Annotated in this window: 15 protein-coding genes and 3 tRNA genes; 11 read left to right on the top strand and 7 right to left on the bottom strand. The window is 70.0% G+C overall.

Annotation, left to right across the window (positions count from 1 at the left end):
* The 6 genes from ACTWQE_RS19015 to ACTWQE_RS18990 all read right to left on the bottom strand — a co-directional run.
* Positions 1–253: roadblock/LC7 domain-containing protein (locus tag ACTWQE_RS19015; protein ID WP_443330167.1), on the bottom strand; the 253-nt coding region annotated here is incomplete at its 3' end.
* A 10-nt stretch (positions 254–263) separates the two neighbouring features.
* On the bottom strand, positions 264–3,332 hold the full coding sequence (locus ACTWQE_RS19010) for a nitrate- and nitrite sensing domain-containing protein (RefSeq protein WP_443330163.1): 3,069 nt from the start codon (positions 3,330–3,332) through the stop codon (positions 264–266).
* A gap of 328 nt (positions 3,333–3,660) precedes the next feature.
* A complete protein-coding gene (locus ACTWQE_RS19005; RefSeq protein WP_443330162.1) occupies positions 3,661–4,239 on the bottom strand; it encodes a GTP-binding protein in 579 nt (192 codons plus the stop codon).
* Positions 4,220–4,627, bottom strand: coding sequence for a DUF742 domain-containing protein (locus ACTWQE_RS19000; RefSeq protein ID WP_443330161.1), 408 nt, complete (start codon positions 4,625–4,627; stop codon positions 4,220–4,222). The genes ACTWQE_RS19005 and ACTWQE_RS19000 overlap by 20 nt, the downstream gene beginning before the upstream one ends.
* Before the next feature lie 102 nt (positions 4,628–4,729).
* The gene (locus ACTWQE_RS18995; RefSeq protein WP_443330166.1) at positions 4,730–5,143 is read right to left on the bottom strand and encodes a roadblock/LC7 domain-containing protein; all 414 of its coding nucleotides are present in this window, start codon (positions 5,141–5,143) and stop codon (positions 4,730–4,732) included.
* A 9-nt stretch (positions 5,144–5,152) separates the two neighbouring features.
* Positions 5,153–8,674, bottom strand: a complete 3,522-nt coding sequence (locus tag ACTWQE_RS18990) for a nitrate- and nitrite sensing domain-containing protein (RefSeq protein WP_443330160.1) — start codon at positions 8,672–8,674, stop codon at positions 5,153–5,155.
* A gap of 461 nt (positions 8,675–9,135) precedes the next feature.
* Here ACTWQE_RS18990 and ACTWQE_RS18985 point away from each other — a divergent pair, with 461 nt between their 5' ends.
* From ACTWQE_RS18985 to ACTWQE_RS18955, 7 genes are all read left to right on the top strand, one after another.
* The gene (locus ACTWQE_RS18985; RefSeq protein WP_443330159.1) at positions 9,136–9,324 is read left to right on the top strand and encodes a hypothetical protein; all 189 of its coding nucleotides are present in this window, start codon (positions 9,136–9,138) and stop codon (positions 9,322–9,324) included.
* A gap of 100 nt (positions 9,325–9,424) precedes the next feature.
* On the top strand, positions 9,425–10,216 hold the full coding sequence (locus ACTWQE_RS18980; RefSeq protein ID WP_443330158.1) for a fumarylacetoacetate hydrolase family protein: 792 nt from the start codon (positions 9,425–9,427) through the stop codon (positions 10,214–10,216).
* Positions 10,209–11,693: a glutamate--tRNA ligase gene (gltX, locus tag ACTWQE_RS18975; protein WP_443330157.1), complete on the top strand. Its 1,485-nt coding sequence runs from the start codon at positions 10,209–10,211 to the stop codon at positions 11,691–11,693. Before ACTWQE_RS18980 ends, gltX begins: the two co-directional genes overlap by 8 nt.
* A 500-nt stretch (positions 11,694–12,193) precedes the next feature.
* Entirely contained in the window at positions 12,194–12,913 is a 720-nt protein-coding gene (locus tag ACTWQE_RS18970) for an HAD family hydrolase (protein WP_443330156.1), read from the top strand.
* 89 nt (positions 12,914–13,002) lie between these two features.
* A tRNA-Gln gene (locus ACTWQE_RS18965) sits at positions 13,003–13,074 on the top strand.
* Between the two features lie 43 nt (positions 13,075–13,117).
* Positions 13,118–13,190 (top strand) — tRNA-Glu (locus tag ACTWQE_RS18960).
* Positions 13,191–13,257: 67 nt separating this feature from the next.
* Positions 13,258–13,330, top strand: a tRNA-Glu gene (locus ACTWQE_RS18955).
* Positions 13,331–13,576: 246 nt separating this feature from the next.
* On the opposite strand, the gene ndgR is transcribed toward ACTWQE_RS18955, so the two are convergent.
* Positions 13,577–14,293, bottom strand: coding sequence for an IclR family transcriptional regulator NdgR (gene ndgR, locus ACTWQE_RS18950; RefSeq protein ID WP_443330155.1), 717 nt, complete (start codon positions 14,291–14,293; stop codon positions 13,577–13,579).
* 175 nt (positions 14,294–14,468) lie between these two features.
* Between ndgR and leuC the strand changes: the two genes are divergently transcribed.
* The 4 genes from leuC to ACTWQE_RS18930 all read left to right on the top strand — a co-directional run bounded on the left by leuC (position 14,469) and on the right by ACTWQE_RS18930 (position 17,630).
* A complete protein-coding gene (leuC, locus tag ACTWQE_RS18945) occupies positions 14,469–15,893 on the top strand; it encodes a 3-isopropylmalate dehydratase large subunit (protein WP_443330154.1) in 1,425 nt (474 codons plus the stop codon).
* A 5-nt stretch (positions 15,894–15,898) separates the two neighbouring features.
* Positions 15,899–16,507 carry a 3-isopropylmalate dehydratase small subunit gene (gene leuD / locus ACTWQE_RS18940; RefSeq protein ID WP_443330153.1) on the top strand — a complete coding sequence of 203 codons (609 nt, stop codon included), beginning with the start codon at positions 15,899–15,901 and terminating at the stop codon, positions 16,505–16,507.
* A 118-nt stretch (positions 16,508–16,625) separates the two neighbouring features.
* The gene (locus ACTWQE_RS18935) at positions 16,626–16,853 is read left to right on the top strand and encodes a hypothetical protein (protein WP_443330152.1); all 228 of its coding nucleotides are present in this window, start codon (positions 16,626–16,628) and stop codon (positions 16,851–16,853) included.
* Positions 16,854–16,997: 144 nt separating this feature from the next.
* On the top strand, positions 16,998–17,630 hold the full coding sequence (locus tag ACTWQE_RS18930; RefSeq protein ID WP_443330151.1) for an HU family DNA-binding protein: 633 nt from the start codon (positions 16,998–17,000) through the stop codon (positions 17,628–17,630).
* Positions 17,631–17,699: the final 69 nt, after the last annotated feature.

Genomic DNA, 17,699 nt, shown 5'->3' with positions numbered 1-17,699 from the left:
AGAGGAAGCCGCGTTCCATCTCCACGACGGTCTGGTTGACCGAGCCGCCTTCGAAGATACGGGAGGCGCCGGCCGTCAGCGACGTCAGGCCGGAGGCCACGGCCGCCAGCTGATCGGCACGGTCGCGCGGGAACCCTTCGGACATCGCGAGAAGGAGTCCGTCGGCGGAGACCACCACCGTGTGGGACACCCCCGGGGTGTTGTCCACGAAGTTGGTGATCAACCAGTTCAGGTTCTGCGCCGCCTGGCTCATCGGGCTCACACTAACGCTCCTGATCGTAGGTACTGCCGCCGGGGCCGAAGCCCTGGCCATTGGTGTCCGTCCCTGCGTTGCGTCCCTGCTGGACACCGCGCCGCAGGTTGCTCAACCTGCCGCGGATGTCCTCCGGGGCGCGGGAGACCTGGGGGCCGCCCTGCGGGGTCTGCTCTGCGGTGCCCTCGACCAGGTTGGCCTTGGGTACCCGCCGGGGAAGTCCGGACGGAGTGACTCCACCGGCCTTCGGCTCCCGGAGCTGCTCGGCACGCTGCCAGCGGTCGTCGTTCGCCGACCGCCAGTCGTTGCCGCTCTCCTGCTGGACCTGAGGGACCTGTTGGGTCCGCTCCGGTTCTTCGGGCTGCTGCCACCCCTTGTCGCGGCGCGGCAGACCGGCGCCGGTCACGGAGCGGGTGCCGCTCGGGGAGGGTCCGGGACGATCGAAGCCTACGCGCTCCGGCGCGTCCGCGGGAGCGCCCCGAGATTCCGATTCCGCTCCGTAATCCGGCTCGTAGCGGCTCTCGTACGAGGAGGACCTGGTCCACTCGTTCTGCTGCGGCTCGGCGTCGTACTGCGCGTACGCCTGCTGGTGCTGACCCGTGGGCTCGCCGTACGCCGCCTCCGGGTAGCCGGGCTCCGGGTAGCCGTTCTGCTGGTACCCGGATTCCGGATAGGCGGCTTGCGGGAACTCGGCGGTGTCGTAGGCCTGTTGGCGCTCGTCGTACGCGGGCTGCTGGGTGTCGTCGCGGAAGACCGGGCGCTCGTCGGCGGGCGACCGGTCCTCCAGCTGCGCCCGCAGCTCCTCACGCATCAGCGAGCGGCCCAGCGGGTCCAGTTCACGGATGTCGTCCGGGACGTCGGCGTAGCGCGACTCGTCGAAGCCCAGCTCCGCCGCCGTACGCATCGGGAGCTGCTGCCCGTTGTCGTAGGACTGTTCCTGCTCGGGCACGATCCGGGAGACCGTGAAGTCGTCCTGTGGCAGCTGCTCGCCGCCACCGCCGTGCGTGATGGCGTCCGGGAGCATGACCAGCGAGGTGGTGCCCGCCTGCTCGCCGGAGGGCCGCAGCTGGACGCGGATGCCGTGCCGGTCGGCCAGCCGGCCGACCACGAACAGGCCCATGCGCTGGGAGATCGCGGCGTCGACGGTCGGCGGGTTCGCCAGCTTGTGGTTGATGTCCGCGAAGTCCTCGGCGGTGAGGCCGATGCCCTTGTCATGGATCTCGATCATGACGCGGCCGTCCGGCAGCCGGGTGGCGGTGACCCGCACCTTGGTCTGCGGCGAGGAGAAGGACGTGGCGTTCTCCAGCAGCTCGGACAGCAGGTGCACGAGGTCGGTGACGGCGGTGCCGTGGATCTCGCTCTCCGGCACGCCGGTCAGCTCGATGCGCTCGTAGTTCTCCACCTCGGACGCGGCGGCACGGAGCACGTCCACCAGCGGCACCGGCTGGTTCCAGCGGTGGCCGGGCTCCTCGCCCGCGAGGATGAGGAGGTTCTCGCCGTTCCGGCGCATACGGGTCGCGAGGTGGTCGAGCCGGAAGAGGTTCTCCAGCTGGTCCGGGTCGGCCTCGTTGTTCTCCAGATCGGTGATCAGGGAGAGCTGGCGCTCGATGAGGCCCTGGTTACGGCTGGAGAGGTTGGTGAAGATCGCGTTGACGTTGCCCCGCAGCAGCGCCTGCTCGGCAGCGAGCCGGACGGCCTCGCGGTGGACCTGGTCGAAGGCGCGGGCCACCTCGCCGATCTCGTCCGCGGTGTGGATCGGGATGGGCTGGACGCGGGTGTCCACGCGGCCCGGGTCCGTACGGGACAGCTGGTCGACCAGCATCGGCAGCCGCTGCTCGGCGACGTCGAAGGCGGCGGTGCGCAGCCGGCTCATGCTGTTGCTCATCGAGCGGGCCATCATCCCGGCGATGATGAACGCGGCGAGCAGGGCGAGCACCACGATGGCGCCGTTGACGATCGCGTCCTGCTTGGCGTCGTCGGAGATCTGAGAGGCCTCGTTCACGGCCTTGTCGACGAGGTCCTTCTCGATCGAGCGGTACACGTCGAACTTGCCGGTGGAGGTCGCGTACCAGCTCTCCGGAGTGATGCCCTGCGTCTTGAGCTCGGAGGCGGGGGTGCCCCGGCCGATCGCCGTGATCATGTCCTTCATCGGCGGTGGGGTCACGAACGGCCTACCGGTGGCCTCCGCCTGCTGCTTGGCCTGCGCGACCTGCTTCTTGCCCTTCGCCTGGGCCGCCTTGAGGGCGGTCTTCAGGCGCTCCTGGTCCTCGGCGGTACCACCGGAGACGTACTCGCCGAGAGCGATGTTCTCCAGGTAGGCGTACGAGGTGAAGGCGGTGACCTGGGCGCCGCGGTTCTTCACCCCGGGGCCGGGCTTGACCAGCAGGTGCATGCCGATGGAGCGCTGCAGCGACTCGGCGGCCTTGGCGAGGGAGATCGCGTAGACCGTACGGCCGTAGCTGGTGATGTTGCCGGTGCCGAGGCCGAGCTCGTTGGCGAACTCCATCAGCGGGTGCTGGATCTGGACGTAGCCCTCTTCGGTCTTCACACCGGGCAGGGCGGAGGTGTAGGCGCCCTGACGGAGCTGCTCCAGCTGTCCCTCGCCCTCCCGGAAGATCTTCAGACGCCGCTGGAGACCCGGCTTGTCCGGCATCTCGGCGACGCGGAGGTCGAACTCCTCCTTCGCGGCGTCCGTCGTGGCCCGGGCCTCAGTAACGATCTTGCTGTCACGGTCACCGTTCAGCAGCGGGACGGCGGTCCGGTCGCGCTCGTTGACCACGGCCTGGCCGTAGGTCTCGGCCGCCCGCACCAGCCGAGCGATGTTCTCGGCATCCTCCGCCTCACGCCATGTCTGGATGGAGCCGTTGACCTGAAAACCGCCGAACACCAGCCCGACCAGTACGGGTATCAGCAGGATCGCGTTCAGTCTGGTGGGTACGCGCCAGTTGCGGGGGGACAGCCGGCTGCCGCTCGCGAGCGCCGTATCGGGCGCATCGGCGGGCGACGCCGCTGCGCGCGGCGGCGGGGTGAAGTTGCCTCGCGACGCTTGCTGCGCGGGGCCGGGCTTGCTTCGCCTCACTCGACCAACAACCTCTCGGCGTCGGCACCTACGGTGTGCCGTTTGTCTTCTGGGCCGTGACTACTCGGCAGTTCATGAATTGCAGCACGTCAGGGGCTTGCCCACCAAACAACGGGAGGTGCCCGTATCAGGGCCTGTAAGGGCAAGATAAATGGGGCATTAAGCGCGAGGCACGGCAAAAAGCAGCGTGATTGTGCGCACAGCGAAGCCACCTGAATGCGTCGGGTGCTGGGGTGCTGCCAATTCTCTTTCGAAACGTTATGAACACAGCGGCGGGCCGTGTCAAACGACACAGCCCGCCGGTGGTTCAACTGACGCTCCCCGGTGCCTACTTGAGCCGGGCCATCAGGGCGTGCTCGACGAGCGTGATGAGGGCGCTCTTGGCGTCGGCGCGGTGGCGTGCGTCGGTGGTGATGATGGGGGCGTCGGGGCCGATCTGGAGGGCTTCCCGGACTTCTTCGGGGGCGTAGGGCTGGTGTCCGTCGAAGCCGTTGAGGGCGATGACGAAGGGCAGTCCGCTGTTCTCGAAGTAGTCGACGGCGGGGAAGCAGTCGGCGAGGCGGCGGGTGTCGACGAGGACGACGGCGCCGATGGCACCGCGGACGAGGTCGTCCCACATGAACCAGAAGCGGTCCTGTCCGGGCGTACCGAAGAGGTACAGGATCAGGTCCTGGTCCAGGGTGATACGGCCGAAGTCCATCGCCACGGTCGTCGTGGTCTTGTCCTGGACGTGGCTCAGATCGTCGATGCCCGCCGAGGCGGACGTCATGACCGCTTCGGTGCGCAGCGGGTTGATCTCCGAGACCGCGCCGACGAACGTGGTCTTGCCCACGCCGAAGCCGCCCGCCACCACGATCTTCGCGGAGGTGGTGGAGCGGGCAGCGCCGCTAGAGCTTCCGAAGTCCACTGAGCACCCTTTCGAGCAGTGTCACATCCGGCGTGCCGCCGGCCTCTCCGCTGCCGCCCGGCTGGTGGATCGCCACCATCCCGGCCTCCGCCAGATCGGCGACGAGGATCCGCGACACCCCGAGCGGGATCGCCAGCAGGGCGGAGATCTCCGCCACGGACTTGACCTCCCGGCACAGGTGGCAGATCCGCTGGTGCTCGGGGAGCAGCCCACCCAGATGGGCCGGGTCGGCCGTCGTGCTGACCAGCGCCTCGATGGCGAGCTGGTAGCGAGGCCGGGTCCGGCCCCCGGTCATGGCGTACGGCCGCACCAGCGGCTGATCGCCTTCATCCCCGTACGACGCCTCGTCGGAGGCGCCGTACGGGCCGGGCGAGTGGGACGGAGTCATGAATCGATTCCTCCGGGCGGGACAACGGTTGTCGTCTGGCGGGGCCGGTGGGGGGAGGGCGATCGGCCGGACGGGTCGGTCGGTTGAGCTTACGTCGGTCGGTCAGTTGAGAAGGCTGCCTTGGAGTTCTGCGCGCAGATCCGGGGTGAGAACGGTGCCCGCCCGGTCGACCAGGAGAGCCATCTCGTAGCCCACGAGGCCGATGTCGCACTCGGGGTGGGCGAGCACGGCCAGTGAGGAACCGTCGGAGACGGACATGATGAAGAGGAAGCCGCGTTCCATCTCCACGACGGTCTGGTTGACCGAGCCGCCTTCGAAGATACGGGAGGCGCCGGCCGTCAGCGACGTCAGGCCGGAGGCCACGGCCGCCAGCTGATCGGCACGGTCGCGGGGAAACCCTTCGGACATCGCGAGAAGGAGTCCGTCGGCGGAGACCACCACCGTGTGGGACACCCCCGGGGTGTTCTCCACGAAGTTGGTGATCAACCAGTTCAGATTTTGCGCCGCCTGGCTCATCGGACTCAACTAACGCTCCTGCTGGTAAGTGGGGCCGAAGCCTTGATTGTTACTGCCACGACTGTCACGGCCGGTGGTCGTGCCGGCCTGACGGCCCTGCTGGATGCCCCGTCGGAGGTTGGTCAGCCGCCCGCGTACGTCGTCAGGCGCACGCGAGACCTGCGGACCGGTCCGCTCGGACTGCTCTTGTGTGGCGGTGCCGGCGACGAGGTTGGCGCGCGGCACACGGCGTGGCAGTCCGGACGTGGTGACGCCGCCCGCCGCGGGCTGGCGGACCCGCTCGGCCTGCCGGCCCAGCTCGTCGTTGGGCGAGGTACGCCAGGAGACCCCGGAACCGCCGGGATCGTGCCGCGGCTTGGGCGGTACGGAGGCCGGCGGGCGGGGGCCGGGTCGCTGCGGCTGCGGGGGTACGGCAGGCGCCGGAGGCTCGGCGGGCTGCTCGTCTCCGCGGGCGCCGCGGAACCAGTCCGACTCGAGGGTGTCGAAGAGCGGGGTGCGGCCGTCGCCGGGGCCGGCGGGCGGCAGCGCGTCCGTCTCGGACGGCGGGAGTGCGTACTGACCGGTGTTCTGGCGCTGGGGCGGGGCGTCGTAGTCCGGACGCGGGAACTGCGCGGTGGACTCGGCCTCCTCGTGCCCGCGCGGTGCGTCCTGGGCCTCGCGCGGTGCGGCGGACGGCCAGTCGTCGGAACCGGCGGCCCGTCGTGCGTCCCAGTTGCTGCCGGGCTCCTGGGGCCGGGGGCCGTTGCCGGTCCCGGAGGAGCCGCCCGGGAGCTCGGCGGCGGGGCCGCGCGGCGGGAGCTGCGGGCGCCCGCCCTGAGCACCGGAAGAGCCAGGGCCCTGTGCGGAGCGCGTGGGTGCGCCGGTGGGCGGCGCGACGGTCGGGTTGCCGGGCCCGGTGTCGCGCGGCGGCACAGCCGCACGGTTGGCGGGGTCCCGCGGGGCGTCGCGGCGTGCGGGGGCCGAGGAGCGGCCCTGGGATCCGCCCGCGGCGGGCAGGCCTTCGGAGCCGAAGCCGCTGCCGGAGCCGCCGGGGCGTCCGCCCTGGGCATGGCCCTGGCCCGTGGGGGAGCCGGGGCGGTTGCCGAAGGCCCCGGCCATGCCCGTACCGCTGCCCGCGGTGGAGCCCGTACGGTCCGCCGGGGCGAAGCCCGAACCGTCGCGCCCGCCCGGACCGTCGGAGGGGCCGCCCGCGGGGGCACCGGCGCCCGGACGGGAGGGCAGTGCGCCGCCCGTACGGCCCGGCTGTCCGCCCGGACCGCCCGCGTCGCGGCCCGGCAGGGCCGGACGGGCGCCGCCCGGCACCTGACCGCGTGGCTGCATGCCCGCGAGACGGCTGGTGGGCTGGTTGCCGCTGCCGCCACTGCCTCCGGGTACGGGCGCCGGGGGCTTGCCGCCCGCCTTGGCACCGCCCTGGGCGACATCGACGGGAAGCATGACGAGCGCGGTCGTGCCGCCGGAGTCCGAGGGCCGCAGCTGGATCCGGATGCCGTGCCGCAGGGACAGCCGGCCGACCACGAACAGACCCATGCGCCGGGACACCGAGACGTCCACGGTCGGCGGGCTGGCCAGCCGCTCGTTGATCGCCGCCAGGTCCTCGGGGGAGAGGCCGATGCCGGTGTCGTGGATCTCGACCAGCACCCGCCCGTCGGGCAGGGCATGGCCGGTGACCTTGACCTTGGTCTGCGGCGAGGAGAAGGAGGTGGCGTTCTCCAGCAGCTCGGCGAGCAGGTGCACGAGGTCGTTGACGACCCGCCCGGCGACCTCGGTCGCCGGGACCGAGCTCAGTTCGATCCGCTCGTACTGCTCCACCTCGGAGGCGGCGGCGCGGAGTACGTCGACCAGCGGGACGGGACGGGTCCAGCGACGGCCCGGCTCCTCGCCCGCGAGGACGAGGAGGTTCTCGCCGTTCCGGCGCATACGGGTCGCGAGGTGGTCGAGCTTGAAGAGCGAGGACAGCTGGTCCGGGTCGGCCTCGCGGCTCTCCAGTTCGGAGATCAGCGACAGCTGACGCTGGATGAGGCCCTGGCTGCGGCGCGAGAGGTTGGTGAACATCGCGTTGACGTTGCCCCGCAGCAGCGCCTGCTCGGCGGCGAGGCGGACCGCCTCGCGGTGCACGTCGTCGAACGCCGCGGCGACCCGTCCGATCTCGTCCCGGCTGTGCACACCCACCGACTCGACGGAGGTGTCCACGTCCTGGGGGTCGGACTCGGAGAGCTGCTTGACCAGTTCGGGCAGGCGCCTCTGCGAGACCTCCTGCGCGGTGTCCTGGAGCCGGCGCAGGGAGCGGACCATGGACCGGGCGACGACGAAGGCGCCGACGAGGGAGACACCCAGGACGAGCAGGATGATCGCGCCGTTGATGATGGCGACCTGCTGCGCCTCGGAGCGCAGCTCGCGCGCCTTCTCCTCCATCTCCGAGAGAAGCGTCTGCTCGATGCGCGACATCTCGTCGATCTTGGTGGAGTCCTGGTCGTACCAGTCCTTGTACGAGCGCTTCTCGGCCGAGATCGCACCGTTGGTCTTCAGGACCCGGCCGGCGTAGGTGTCCGCCAGGATGATCTCGGAGTTGCCGCCGTCCTCCAGGGCCTGCAGCAGCTCCTGGGAGCTCGATTTGCCCGCGTAGACCTGGATGAACTGGGCGAGCGCGGACTCCTCGCTCTGCTGCGCGGACTGGCCGTAGAGCCGGTCGTTGGGGGAGAGCTTCGGCTTGGGCTCGTGGGCGAGGCCCGCGCTGATCACGGCGCGCTGCATCGAGGCGTACTCCTTCGCGGAGGAGAACGCGGCCAGCGCGCGGGTGCTGCGGATCATCTCGCTGTTGCTGGTGGCCTGGGCCATGTCCTGGGAGAGCGAGAGCAGCGAGGTGATGAGCTCGTTGTAGTTGCTGACGGTTTGCGCGATGTAGTTCTCGTCGTCGTACGCGGTGGCGCGGATCGTCTTGATCTTCTCGAGCTGCTTGAGGATGTTGACGAGCGAGGAGTTGACGCCCACCAGGTCCTCGGAGTTCGAGGCCTCGATCTCCTGGGTGGCCTCGCGGAACGCCTGTTTCGCCCGGTCGGTCTTGATCCGCGGGTAGACGACGTCGTCGTTCTTCGCGTCGTCGGTGACCATCGGGCCCGCCGAGTGGTCGCGCTCCTCCTGGAGTGCGGACGCCAGTTCGGTCGCCTGCTTGGTCATCTCCGTCAGCAGCTTCATGTTCTCGAGCTGCTGGAGGTTGTCCATCGAGGTGTCGATACGCAACGCGCCCAGCGTCGTCGCGGCGACCACGGGGAGAGCCAGCAGGGAGACCAGCCGGGTGCTGATGCGCCAGTTGCGCAGGGCTACGCGTGCACCGGGTCCGGCCGGGCCCTTCCGCTGCGGCCCGGCGGACTCCCCGCTGTTCAGTGCGCTCGGGCGCGCGGCGCGATCGGAGCCCTGGGCTTCCGGTGTGATCCCGGAACCCTGGGCACGCTGGGGTGAGGAGCCACGGTCGGTTCCACCGCGCGGCTCCGAGTCCGCCGCAGCGCTGTCATCCCTCTTGAAACGTCCCTGCACTAGCGTCGCAACCTCTGGACCAGGCGCCCCACCGCGTCAGCGGCGGAGCGGTATGGAGTCATGGGGACATCGGCCCCGGCGGTCCGTGGAATTCCAGCACAGTGCCGGATCTCCAACAAGGGCGGCGCTTCAGGCCGTGACACGCGTGACGCTATGTGCGGAAAACATCACCAGGCGTAGAAAGTCATGTCGGCCATAACGGACCATTGCCGACGAGTTGTGCACGAAGGGTTGCTGTCCCAGTAGCGGTGATCGGGAGCGGAAGATTCGCTTCGGTGTGGCAATGTCCGTTTCAAGAGGTCGAGTTGCTTGACCGGAATGCCGTATTTGCCAAGGTCGTCGTGAGCAAACTCACATGTAGGTCGGGGCTTCTTCACCGGATCTCCGGGGAATCGCGCGTCTAGCCTGACGCTTTACACAGACGGCCGGAACGACAAATGACAAGGCGAGGCAGAAACCCGGTGAAGACGACGATGATGTTCCGCAACATAGCCAATCCGCGACGCACCACCCTCGCCCACCTCAAGGACGCCGAGGAACTGCGGACCGTCGACCCCGCCGCATCCGAGGAGCAGGAGCGCGCCGCGGAGCTGCCCGCCCGGACCGCGAACCCGCGCCGCACCATCCTGACGGACGCCCCCCAGGGCTGACCGCGCCCCCGCCGCGGACGCCGGCCGGGGCGGACGCGCCCCCGCGATAGCCTGGAGTGTCAGTCTCCGGCCAGTGACCAGTGAGGGGCAGCGGCTTCCCGTGCGCATTGCCAGGTTCTCCATCGACGGCAACGTCGGCTTCGGCGTGGTGGAGGGGGACCCGTCTTCAGCAGCGGCTGAAGGCGGCCCCGTCCTCGACATCATCAAGGGCCACCCCTTCGCCGAGTTCGAGCGCTCGGGACAGAAGGTCCCGCTGGACAAGGTCCGGCTGCTGCCCCCCGTCCTGCCCAGCAAGGTCGTGGGGATCGGCCGCAACTACGCCGAGCACGCCGCCGAGCTGGGCCAGCAGGTCCCCGACGTCCCGATCGCCTTCTTCAAGCCGTCCACCTCCGTGGCCGGCCCCGGCGACCCCGTCGCGTACCCCTCCTTCTCCGGCGAGCTGCACCACGAGGCCGAGCTGGCCGTGGTCATCGGCCGGATGTGCCGCGAGGTCCCACGCGACCGGGTGCAGGACGTGATCCTCGGCTACACCTGCGCCAACGACCTCACCGCCCGCGATGTGCAGCGGCGCGAGAGCCAGTGGACGAGGGCCAAGGGCTTCGACGGCTCCTGCCCGCTCGGGCCCTGGGTGGAGACCGAGCTCGACCCGGGCGACCTCGGCATCATGTGCACGGTCAACGGCGAGCAGCGCCAGCTGGGCCGCACCAGCGACATGGTCCACTCGATCACGGACCTGATCGTGCACATCACCGAGGCGATGACGCTGCTCCCCGGCGACGTCGTCCTCACCGGCACCCCGGCCGGGGTCGGCCCGCTCAACGTCGGCGACGAGGTCGCCGTCACCATCGAAGGCATCGGCACTCTCACCAACAAGGTGATCAAGCGTGGCTAGCGCACCCGTACGTGTACGTTTCTGTCCCTCGCCGACCGGCAACCCCCATGTGGGCCTGGTCCGCACCGCCCTCTTCAACTGGGCGTTCGCCCGCCACCACAGCGGCAGCGGTGCTCAGTTCGTCTTCCGCATCGAGGACACCGACGCGGCCCGTGACTCCGAGGAGTCGTACGAGCAGCTGCTCGACGCGATGCGCTGGCTGGGCTTCGACTGGGACGAGGGCCCCGAGGTCGGCGGCCCCCACGAGCCGTACCGCCAGTCGCAGCGCATGGAGATCTACGCCGATGTCGCCCGCCGCCTCCAGGAGGGCGGCTTCGCGTACCCGTGCTACTGCACCACCGAGGAGCTGGAGCAGCGCCGCGAGGCCGCCCGCGCCGCGGGCAGGCCCTCCGGCTACGACGGCGCGTGCCGCGAGTTGACCGCCGAGCAGATCGAGGCGTACCGGCGGGAGGGGCGCGAGCCCGTCATCCGGTTCCGGATGCCCGACGAGCCGATCACCTTCCACGACCTGGTGCGCGGCGAGCTGACCTTCTCCCCGGAGAACGTGCCGGACTTCGGCATCGTCCGGGCCAACGGCGCCCCCCTCTACACGCTGGTCAACCCGGTCGACGACGCGCTGATGGAGATCACGCACGTACTGCGCGGCGAGGACCTGCTGTCCTCCACCCCGCGCCAGATCGCGCTGTACCGCGCGCTCGCCGAGATCGGGGTCGGCAGCGGCAGGACCCCGGAGTTCGGCCATCTGCCGTATGTGATGGGCGAGGGCAACAAGAAGCTCTCCAAGCGCGACCCGCAGGCCTCGCTCAACCTCTACCGTGAGCGCGGCTTCCTGCCCGCGGGCCTGCTCAACTACCTCTCGCTGCTGGGCTGGTCGCTCTCCGCCGACCGTGATGTCTTCACGATCGACGAGATGGTCGCCGCGTTCGACATCAACGGCGTCAACGCCAACCCGGCGCGCTTCGACCTGAAGAAGGCCGAGGCCATCAACGCCGATCACATCCGCCGGATGGATGTGAAGGACTTCATCGTCGCCTGTGAGCCGTGGCTGAAGGCTCCGCACGCTCCCTGGGCCCCCGAGGCGTTCGACCCCCAGGCCTTCGAGGCCCTTGCCCCGCTGGCCCAGACCCGCCTCACCGTCCTGTCGGACATCACCGCCAACGTCGACTTCCTCTTCCTGGAGGAGCCGGTCGAGGACGAGGCGTCCTGGCAGAAGGCCATGAAGCCGGGCGCGGACGGCCTGCTGCGGACCGCCCGCGAGAAGCTGGGCGACGCCGACTGGAACGCCGACGCCCTCAAGGCGGCCGTCGTGGCCGCCGGCGAGGAGCACGGCCTCAAGCTCGGCAAGGCCCAGGCCCCGGTCCGCGTCGCCGTCACCGGCCGTACGGTGGGCCTGCCGCTCTTCGAGTCCCTCGAGGTCCTGGGCCGTGACCGCACCCTGGCCCGGATCGACGCGGCGCTGCTGAAGCTGGAGGCGTAAGGGTCTGTTGCACGCCGGAGGGGCGGGAGCCGGTTGGGCTCCCACCCCTCCGGCGTATGCGTCTTACAGCACGAGCAGTGCCTCGCCGCCCGCTCGGTCCCGAGCAGCTCGTGGTGCGGGGGGCGCCGAACCGCTTGTCCGGGTGCCTTACCGCTTCGGCGGCGGTGCCGTGCCCACCGTTCTCCGTCTTCCACTCGCGCCCGAGCTGACCGACAAGACGTCCCGCCCGTCGCCGCTGCGGCCGCCACGGCATCGGCGCGGTCCGGTCTCCGGTCCGGAAAGCGGATCACGGGCCCGTACGACGAACCGCACGGCCAGGAACGAGAATTCCGTGACGCCCCTTCGACGGGGTGCATCATGGACAAGCCGGCCGTCACCGTTGGCCGACGAAGGGTGACGACAGGGGAGGCCTCGACGCCGTCGCCGCCCCCACCTCCGCTGTGGCCGGACTCCGTTCCTGCCGCACCTCGGCCGGGGACCTCGAGCGATAGCGTCCCCGTATGACCATCCGCGCCGTGCTCTGGGACGTTGACGACACGCTCTTCGACTACACCGGGTCCGACCGGACCGGTGCGCTTCGCCATCTGGAGGCCGAGGGCCTCCTCGCCGCATACGACAGTGAGGAGCACGCCCTCCGTCTCTGGCGGGAGGCCATGGAGATCGAGTTCGGACGCTTCGTCGCCGGCGAACTCGGTTTTCTGGAGCACCGCCGCGAGCGGGCCCGTACGTTTCTGGGCAAGCCGCTGTCCGATGCCGAGGCCGACGCGTGGTTCGGCCGGTACATCTCCCACTACGAGGCGGCCTGGGTCCTGTTCCCGGACGCCGTCCCCACACTCGACACCCTCGCGGCCGACTACCGGCACGGCGTGCTCTCCAACTCGAGCGTTGTCAACCAGGACCGCAAGCTGCGGGCCCTCGGCCTCCGCGACCGCTTCGAGGTGCTGCTGTGCGCCGACGAGCTGGGCTGCTCCAAGCCCGCGGCCGAGGCGTTCCTGGCGGGCTGCGCGGCGCTCGGCCTCCCGCCGGAGCAGGTGGCGTACGTGGGTGACCGGGCCGACATCGACGCCCGTGCGGCCGTGGCGGCGGGCCTCTTCGGGGTCTGGCTGGATCGCGCCGACCGCGGCAGCGGGTGTGGCCTGCGGCGGATCACCAGTCTGGCCCAGCTGCCCGCACTGTTGCGCGGCGATACCCGTTTTGGAGCGCCGTCCCCCATCGGGTAATGTTCTTCCTGCGCCGCCCGAGCGGGCCGACAAGGCCGGAACCGGGAAGCGCAACCCAAACAAAGCCCCCTCAGGGGGTTGCGTTTTGGTGGGGTATGGTGTAATTGGCAGCACGAGTGATTCTGGTTCACTTAGTCTAGGTTCGAGTCCTGGTACCCCAGCGAGAGTTCCCGATGTTGTGGAACTCTTGATCAGAAGTGCCGAGCCCCCGTTGTGTAGCGGCCTAGCACGCTGCCCTCTCAAGGCAGTAGCGCCGGTTCGAATCCGGTCGGGGGTACTGATCCTTCCTTCCGTCACCATCCGGGTCGCTCCCGGAGGCGGCGATGGGGCGAGGATCTGCCAGGGCCCCCGTTGTGTAGCGGCCTAGCACGCCGCCCTCTCAAGGCGGTAGCGCCGGTTCGAATCCGGTCGGGGGTACGCATGGGAAAGCCCCTCCTCGCGGAGGGGCTTTCGCCTTTTTCCGGGAAGCACGACACCAGGCGGGGCTCCGGACCGACACACGTCCGGAGCCCCGCCTGGTGCCCGGTGGCGCAGGCCGCCCCGGGCGTCCGGCCGCCCGTGCATCGGCGGCCCTGTGTATCGACCGTACCCGTGGCCGCCGGACCGCTTCAGCCGCGCCCTGCCCGCCGGACCGTTCCGCGCGGGCATGTCCCGTCCCCCGTCTCAGCCCGAGCGGCGCAGCGCTTCGCTCAGCCGGCCCGCCGCGTCGATGACGGCCTGGGCGTGCATCCGGCCCGGGTGGCGGGTCAGCCGCTCGATCGGTCCGGAGACCGAGACGGCGGCGACCACGCGGTTGGACGGGCCGCGCACCGGCGCGGAGACCGAGGCGACGCCCGGCTCGCGCTCACCGATGGACTGGGCCCAGCCCCGGCGCCGTACGCCCGAGAGCGCGGTCGCGGTGAAGCGTGCTCCCTGGAGCCCGCGGTGCAGCCGCTCCGGCTCCTCCCAGGCCATGAGAATCTGCGCCGCGGACCCGGCCTTCATGGGCAGCGTGGAGCCGACCGGCACGGTGTCCCGCAGGCCGGACAGGCGTTCTGCCGCGGCCACGCAGATCCGCATGTCTCCCTGCCGCCGGTAGAGCTGAGCACTCTCGCCGGTGACATCGCGAAGGTGGGTGAGCACCGGCCCGGCCGTGGCCAGCAGCCGGTCCTCGCCGGCCGCCGCGGCCAGCTCGGCCAGGCGCGGGCCGAGGATGAACCGGCCCTGCATGTCCCTCGCCACTATCCGGTGATGTTCCAGTGCCACCGCCAGCCGATGGGCCGTGGGGCGCGCGAGACCGGTCGACGCGACCAGCCCGGCGAGGGTGGCCGGACCGGACTCCAGAGCGCTCAGTACCAGCGCTGCCTTGTCGAGAACGCCGACGCCGCTAGAGTTGTCCATGCAACGATACTCGCGTCTCACTCTGTGAAACGCAAGTTCATATTTCTGCGGAACCCGTCACTCTGGAATGGCGGACCGCGGACCACGGTCCGTACGCCCTTCCCGGACCCCGGGGTTCGGGCATGGGCACAGGGAATCGAGCGGGCCGGCAATGCGGCCGGCCGGAGGGAAAGCGATGGGACGGACACTCGCGGAGAAGGTCTGGGACGACCATGTCGTCCGGCGCGCCGATGGCGAGCCCGACCTCCTCTTCATCGATCTGCACCTGCTGCACGAGGTGACCAGCCCGCAGGCCTTCGACGGCCTCCGCAAGAACGGGCGCCAGGTGCGGCGCACCGACCTCACCATCGCCACCGAGGACCACAACACCCCCACCCTCGACATCGACAAGCCGATCGCCGACCCGGTCTCGCGCACCCAGTTGGAGACGCTGCGCAAGAACTGCGCGGAATTCGGTGTACGGCTGCACCCGCTGGGCGACGTCGAGCAGGGCGTCGTCCACGTCGTGGGACCGCAGCTGGGACTGACCCAGCCCGGCACGACCGTGGTCTGCGGCGACAGCCACACCTCCACGCACGGCGCCTTCGGCGCGCTGGCGTTCGGCATCGGCACCAGCCAGGTCGAGCACGTCCTGGCCACCCAGACGCTGCCGCTGGCCCCGTTCAAGACCATGGCGATCACCGTTGAGGGCGAGCTGCCCGACGGGGTCACCGCCAAGGACCTGATCCTGGCGATCATCGCCCGCATCGGCACCGGCGGCGGCCAGGGCTATGTGATCGAGTACCGCGGCCCGGCCATCGAGAAGCTGTCGATGGAAGCGCGGATGACCATCTGCAACATGTCGATCGAGGCGGGCGCCCGCGCGGGCATGATCGCGCCGGACGAGACCACCTTCGACTATCTGAAGGGCCGCGACCACGCCCCGCAGGGCGAGGACTGGGACGCCGCCGTCGCGTACTGGAAGACGCTGCGCTCCGACGAGGACGCCGTCTTCGACCACGAGGTCGTCGTCGACGCCACCGAGCTGGCGCCGTTCGTGACCTGGGGCACCAACCCCGGCCAGGGCGCCCCGCTGTCGGCCGTCGTGCCCGACCCGGCTTCGTACGAAGATGCTTCGGAGCGCTACGCCGCCGAAAAGGCCCTGGACTACATGGGGTTGACGGCGGGTCAGCCGCTGCGCGAGATCTCCGTGGACACCGTTTTCGTAGGTTCCTGCACCAATGGGCGGATCGAGGACCTGCGCTCGGCCGCGTCGATCCTGGAGGGCCGCCAGGTCGCCGACGGCGTCCGGATGTTGGTGGTCCCCGGCTCCGTACGGGTCGCCCTCCAGGCCGTCGAAGAGGGGCTGGACAAGGTCTTCACCGCCGCCGGCGCCGAGTGGCGGCACGCGGGCTGCTCGATGTGCCTGGGCATGAACCCGGACCAGCTGGCGCCGGGTGAGCGCTCCGCCTCCACCTCCAACCGCAACTTCGAGGGGCGGCAGGGCAAGGGCGGCCGTACTCACCTGGTCTCCCCGCAGGTCGCCGCCGCCACCGCGGTACTGGGGCACCTCGCCTCCCCGGCCGACCTGTCCGACGTCCCAGCTCTCGTGGAGGCCTGAGAACCATGGAAGCTTTCACCACGCACACCGGCCGGGCCGTCCCGCTGCGCCGCAGCAACGTCGACACCGACCAGATCATCCCCGCGAGCTGGCTGAAGAAGGTCACCCGCGACGGCTTCGAGGACGGTCTGTTCGAGGCCTGGCGCAAGGACCCCACCTTCGTGCTCAACCAGCCCGAGCGGCAGGGTGCGACCGTGCTGGTCGCCGGCTCCGACTTCGGCACCGGCTCCTCGCGGGAGCACGCCGTCTGGGCGCTGCAGAACTACGGCTTCAAGGCCGTGATCTCCTCCCGGTTCGCTGACATCTTCCGCGGTAACTCGCTCAAGAACGGGTTGCTCACGGTCGTGCTGCCGCAGGACACGGTGGAGCGGCTGTGGCAGCTGACCGAGGCCGACCCGACTGCCCGGGTGACGGTCGACCTGGTCGCGCGGGAGGTCAGGGCGGAAGGGCCCGACGGATCCGTGCTGACCGCCGAGTTCGAGCTGGACGAGAACGCCCGCTGGCGGCTGCTGGAAGGGCTGGACGACATCAGCCTCACACTGAAGAACGAGACCGACATCGCGGCGTACGAGGCGTCCCGGCCCGCCTTCAAGCCCCGCACCGTAGAGGTCTGATCAGCACGATCCCCCGCGTCTGCGCCCCCTGCCCACCGGGCAGGGGGCGCAGTGGCGTTCCGGCACACCGTTGAAGCCCCATGAAGCGACAACTCGCCGCAGATGGCACAATCGGTGCATGGACCGTGACAGCCAACTCGAGCTCTACAAGACCGTCGCGGGCCGGCTGAAGGAGGCGCACACCAGGGTGCGCTCGCTGCAAGTCCCGGAGGGCGTACGGATGGCGCTGTCCCGGAAGCTGCTGGTCATCACGGACGCGGCGAAGCATGATCTCGCTGGTGCGGCAAGGCGTCTGGACCGGTTCATGAAGGACCTCGACGAAGGTCGTTTCCCTGAAGGCGACTGAGGCCGACGGAACTCCGTGACGGTCGAGTTCGTTGCGGCACAAGGGTGATTAGCCCGTTTCGTGTTTGATTTGCGGTATATATCTGCCTAACGTGCGAAAAAGCTTGAACACTTTCGTTCCGGCAATGTCTCCGAAGGGGAAGACGTGAACAAGGCGCAGCTCGTAGAAGCAATTGCCGACAAGCTCGGCGGGCGGCAGCAGGCCGCCGAGGCTGTCGACGCGGTACTGGACGCGATCGTGCGTGCAACTGTCGCCGGGGAACGGGTCTCGGTCACGGGCTTCGGCTCGTTCGAGAAGGTGGAGCGCCCGGCCCGGTACGCCCGGAACCCGCAGACCGGCGAGCGCGTCCGGGTCAAGAAGACCGCCGTGCCCCGCTTCCGTGCGGGCCAGGGCTTCAAGGACCTGGTCAGCGGCTCGAAGAAGCTGCCCAGAGGCGGCGAGGTCGCGGTGAAGAAGGCCCCCAAGGGCAGCCTCACGGGCGGGGTTACCGCCAAGGCCGCCGCGAAGAAGGCCACCAAGAAGGCAGCGGGGAAGAAGGCCGCGGCGAAGAGGGCACCGGCCAAGAAGGCGACGGCGAAGAAGGCACCCGCGAAGAAGACGACGGCGAAGAAGACCTCCGCCGCGAAGACGACGGCGAAGAAGACGCCCGCCGCGAAGACGACGGCGAAGAAGACCGCCAAGAAGACGGCTCCGGCCAAGAAGGCCACCGCCAAGAAGGCTCCCGGCCGCAAGGCCACGGCACGTAAGACCACCGCCAAGACCGCGAGGAAGAAGTAGTACCACCCGCGCCGGGCCGGACTCCCCTCGGGGAGCCCGGCCCGCGGTGTGTCCGGAGACTTCTGTGCA

The sequence above is a fragment of the Streptomyces sp. 8N706 genome (assembly GCF_052245415.1).
GTDB lineage: Bacteria > Actinomycetota > Actinomycetes > Streptomycetales > Streptomycetaceae > Streptomyces.
The sequence above is the reverse complement of the archived record's forward strand: the minus strand, read 5'-3'. Positions and strand labels throughout refer to the sequence as shown.

Excerpts from the sequence above, each read along its gene's own strand:
- ACTWQE_RS19000 (WP_443330161.1), bottom strand. The coding sequence starts at position 4,627 with ATGACTCCGTCCCACTCGCCCGGCCCGTACGGCGCCTCCGACGAGGCG.
- ACTWQE_RS18995 (WP_443330166.1), bottom strand. The coding sequence starts at position 5,143 with ATGAGCCAGGCGGCGCAAAATCTGAACTGGTTGATCACCAACTTCGTG.
- ACTWQE_RS18970 (WP_443330156.1), top strand. The coding sequence starts at position 12,194 with ATGACCATCCGCGCCGTGCTCTGGGACGTTGACGACACGCTCTTCGAC.
- ndgR (WP_443330155.1), bottom strand. The coding sequence starts at position 14,293 with ATGGACAACTCTAGCGGCGTCGGCGTTCTCGACAAGGCAGCGCTGGTA.
- leuC (WP_443330154.1), top strand. The coding sequence starts at position 14,469 with ATGGGACGGACACTCGCGGAGAAGGTCTGGGACGACCATGTCGTCCGG.
- leuD (WP_443330153.1), top strand. The coding sequence starts at position 15,899 with ATGGAAGCTTTCACCACGCACACCGGCCGGGCCGTCCCGCTGCGCCGC.
- ACTWQE_RS18935 (WP_443330152.1), top strand. The coding sequence starts at position 16,626 with ATGGACCGTGACAGCCAACTCGAGCTCTACAAGACCGTCGCGGGCCGG.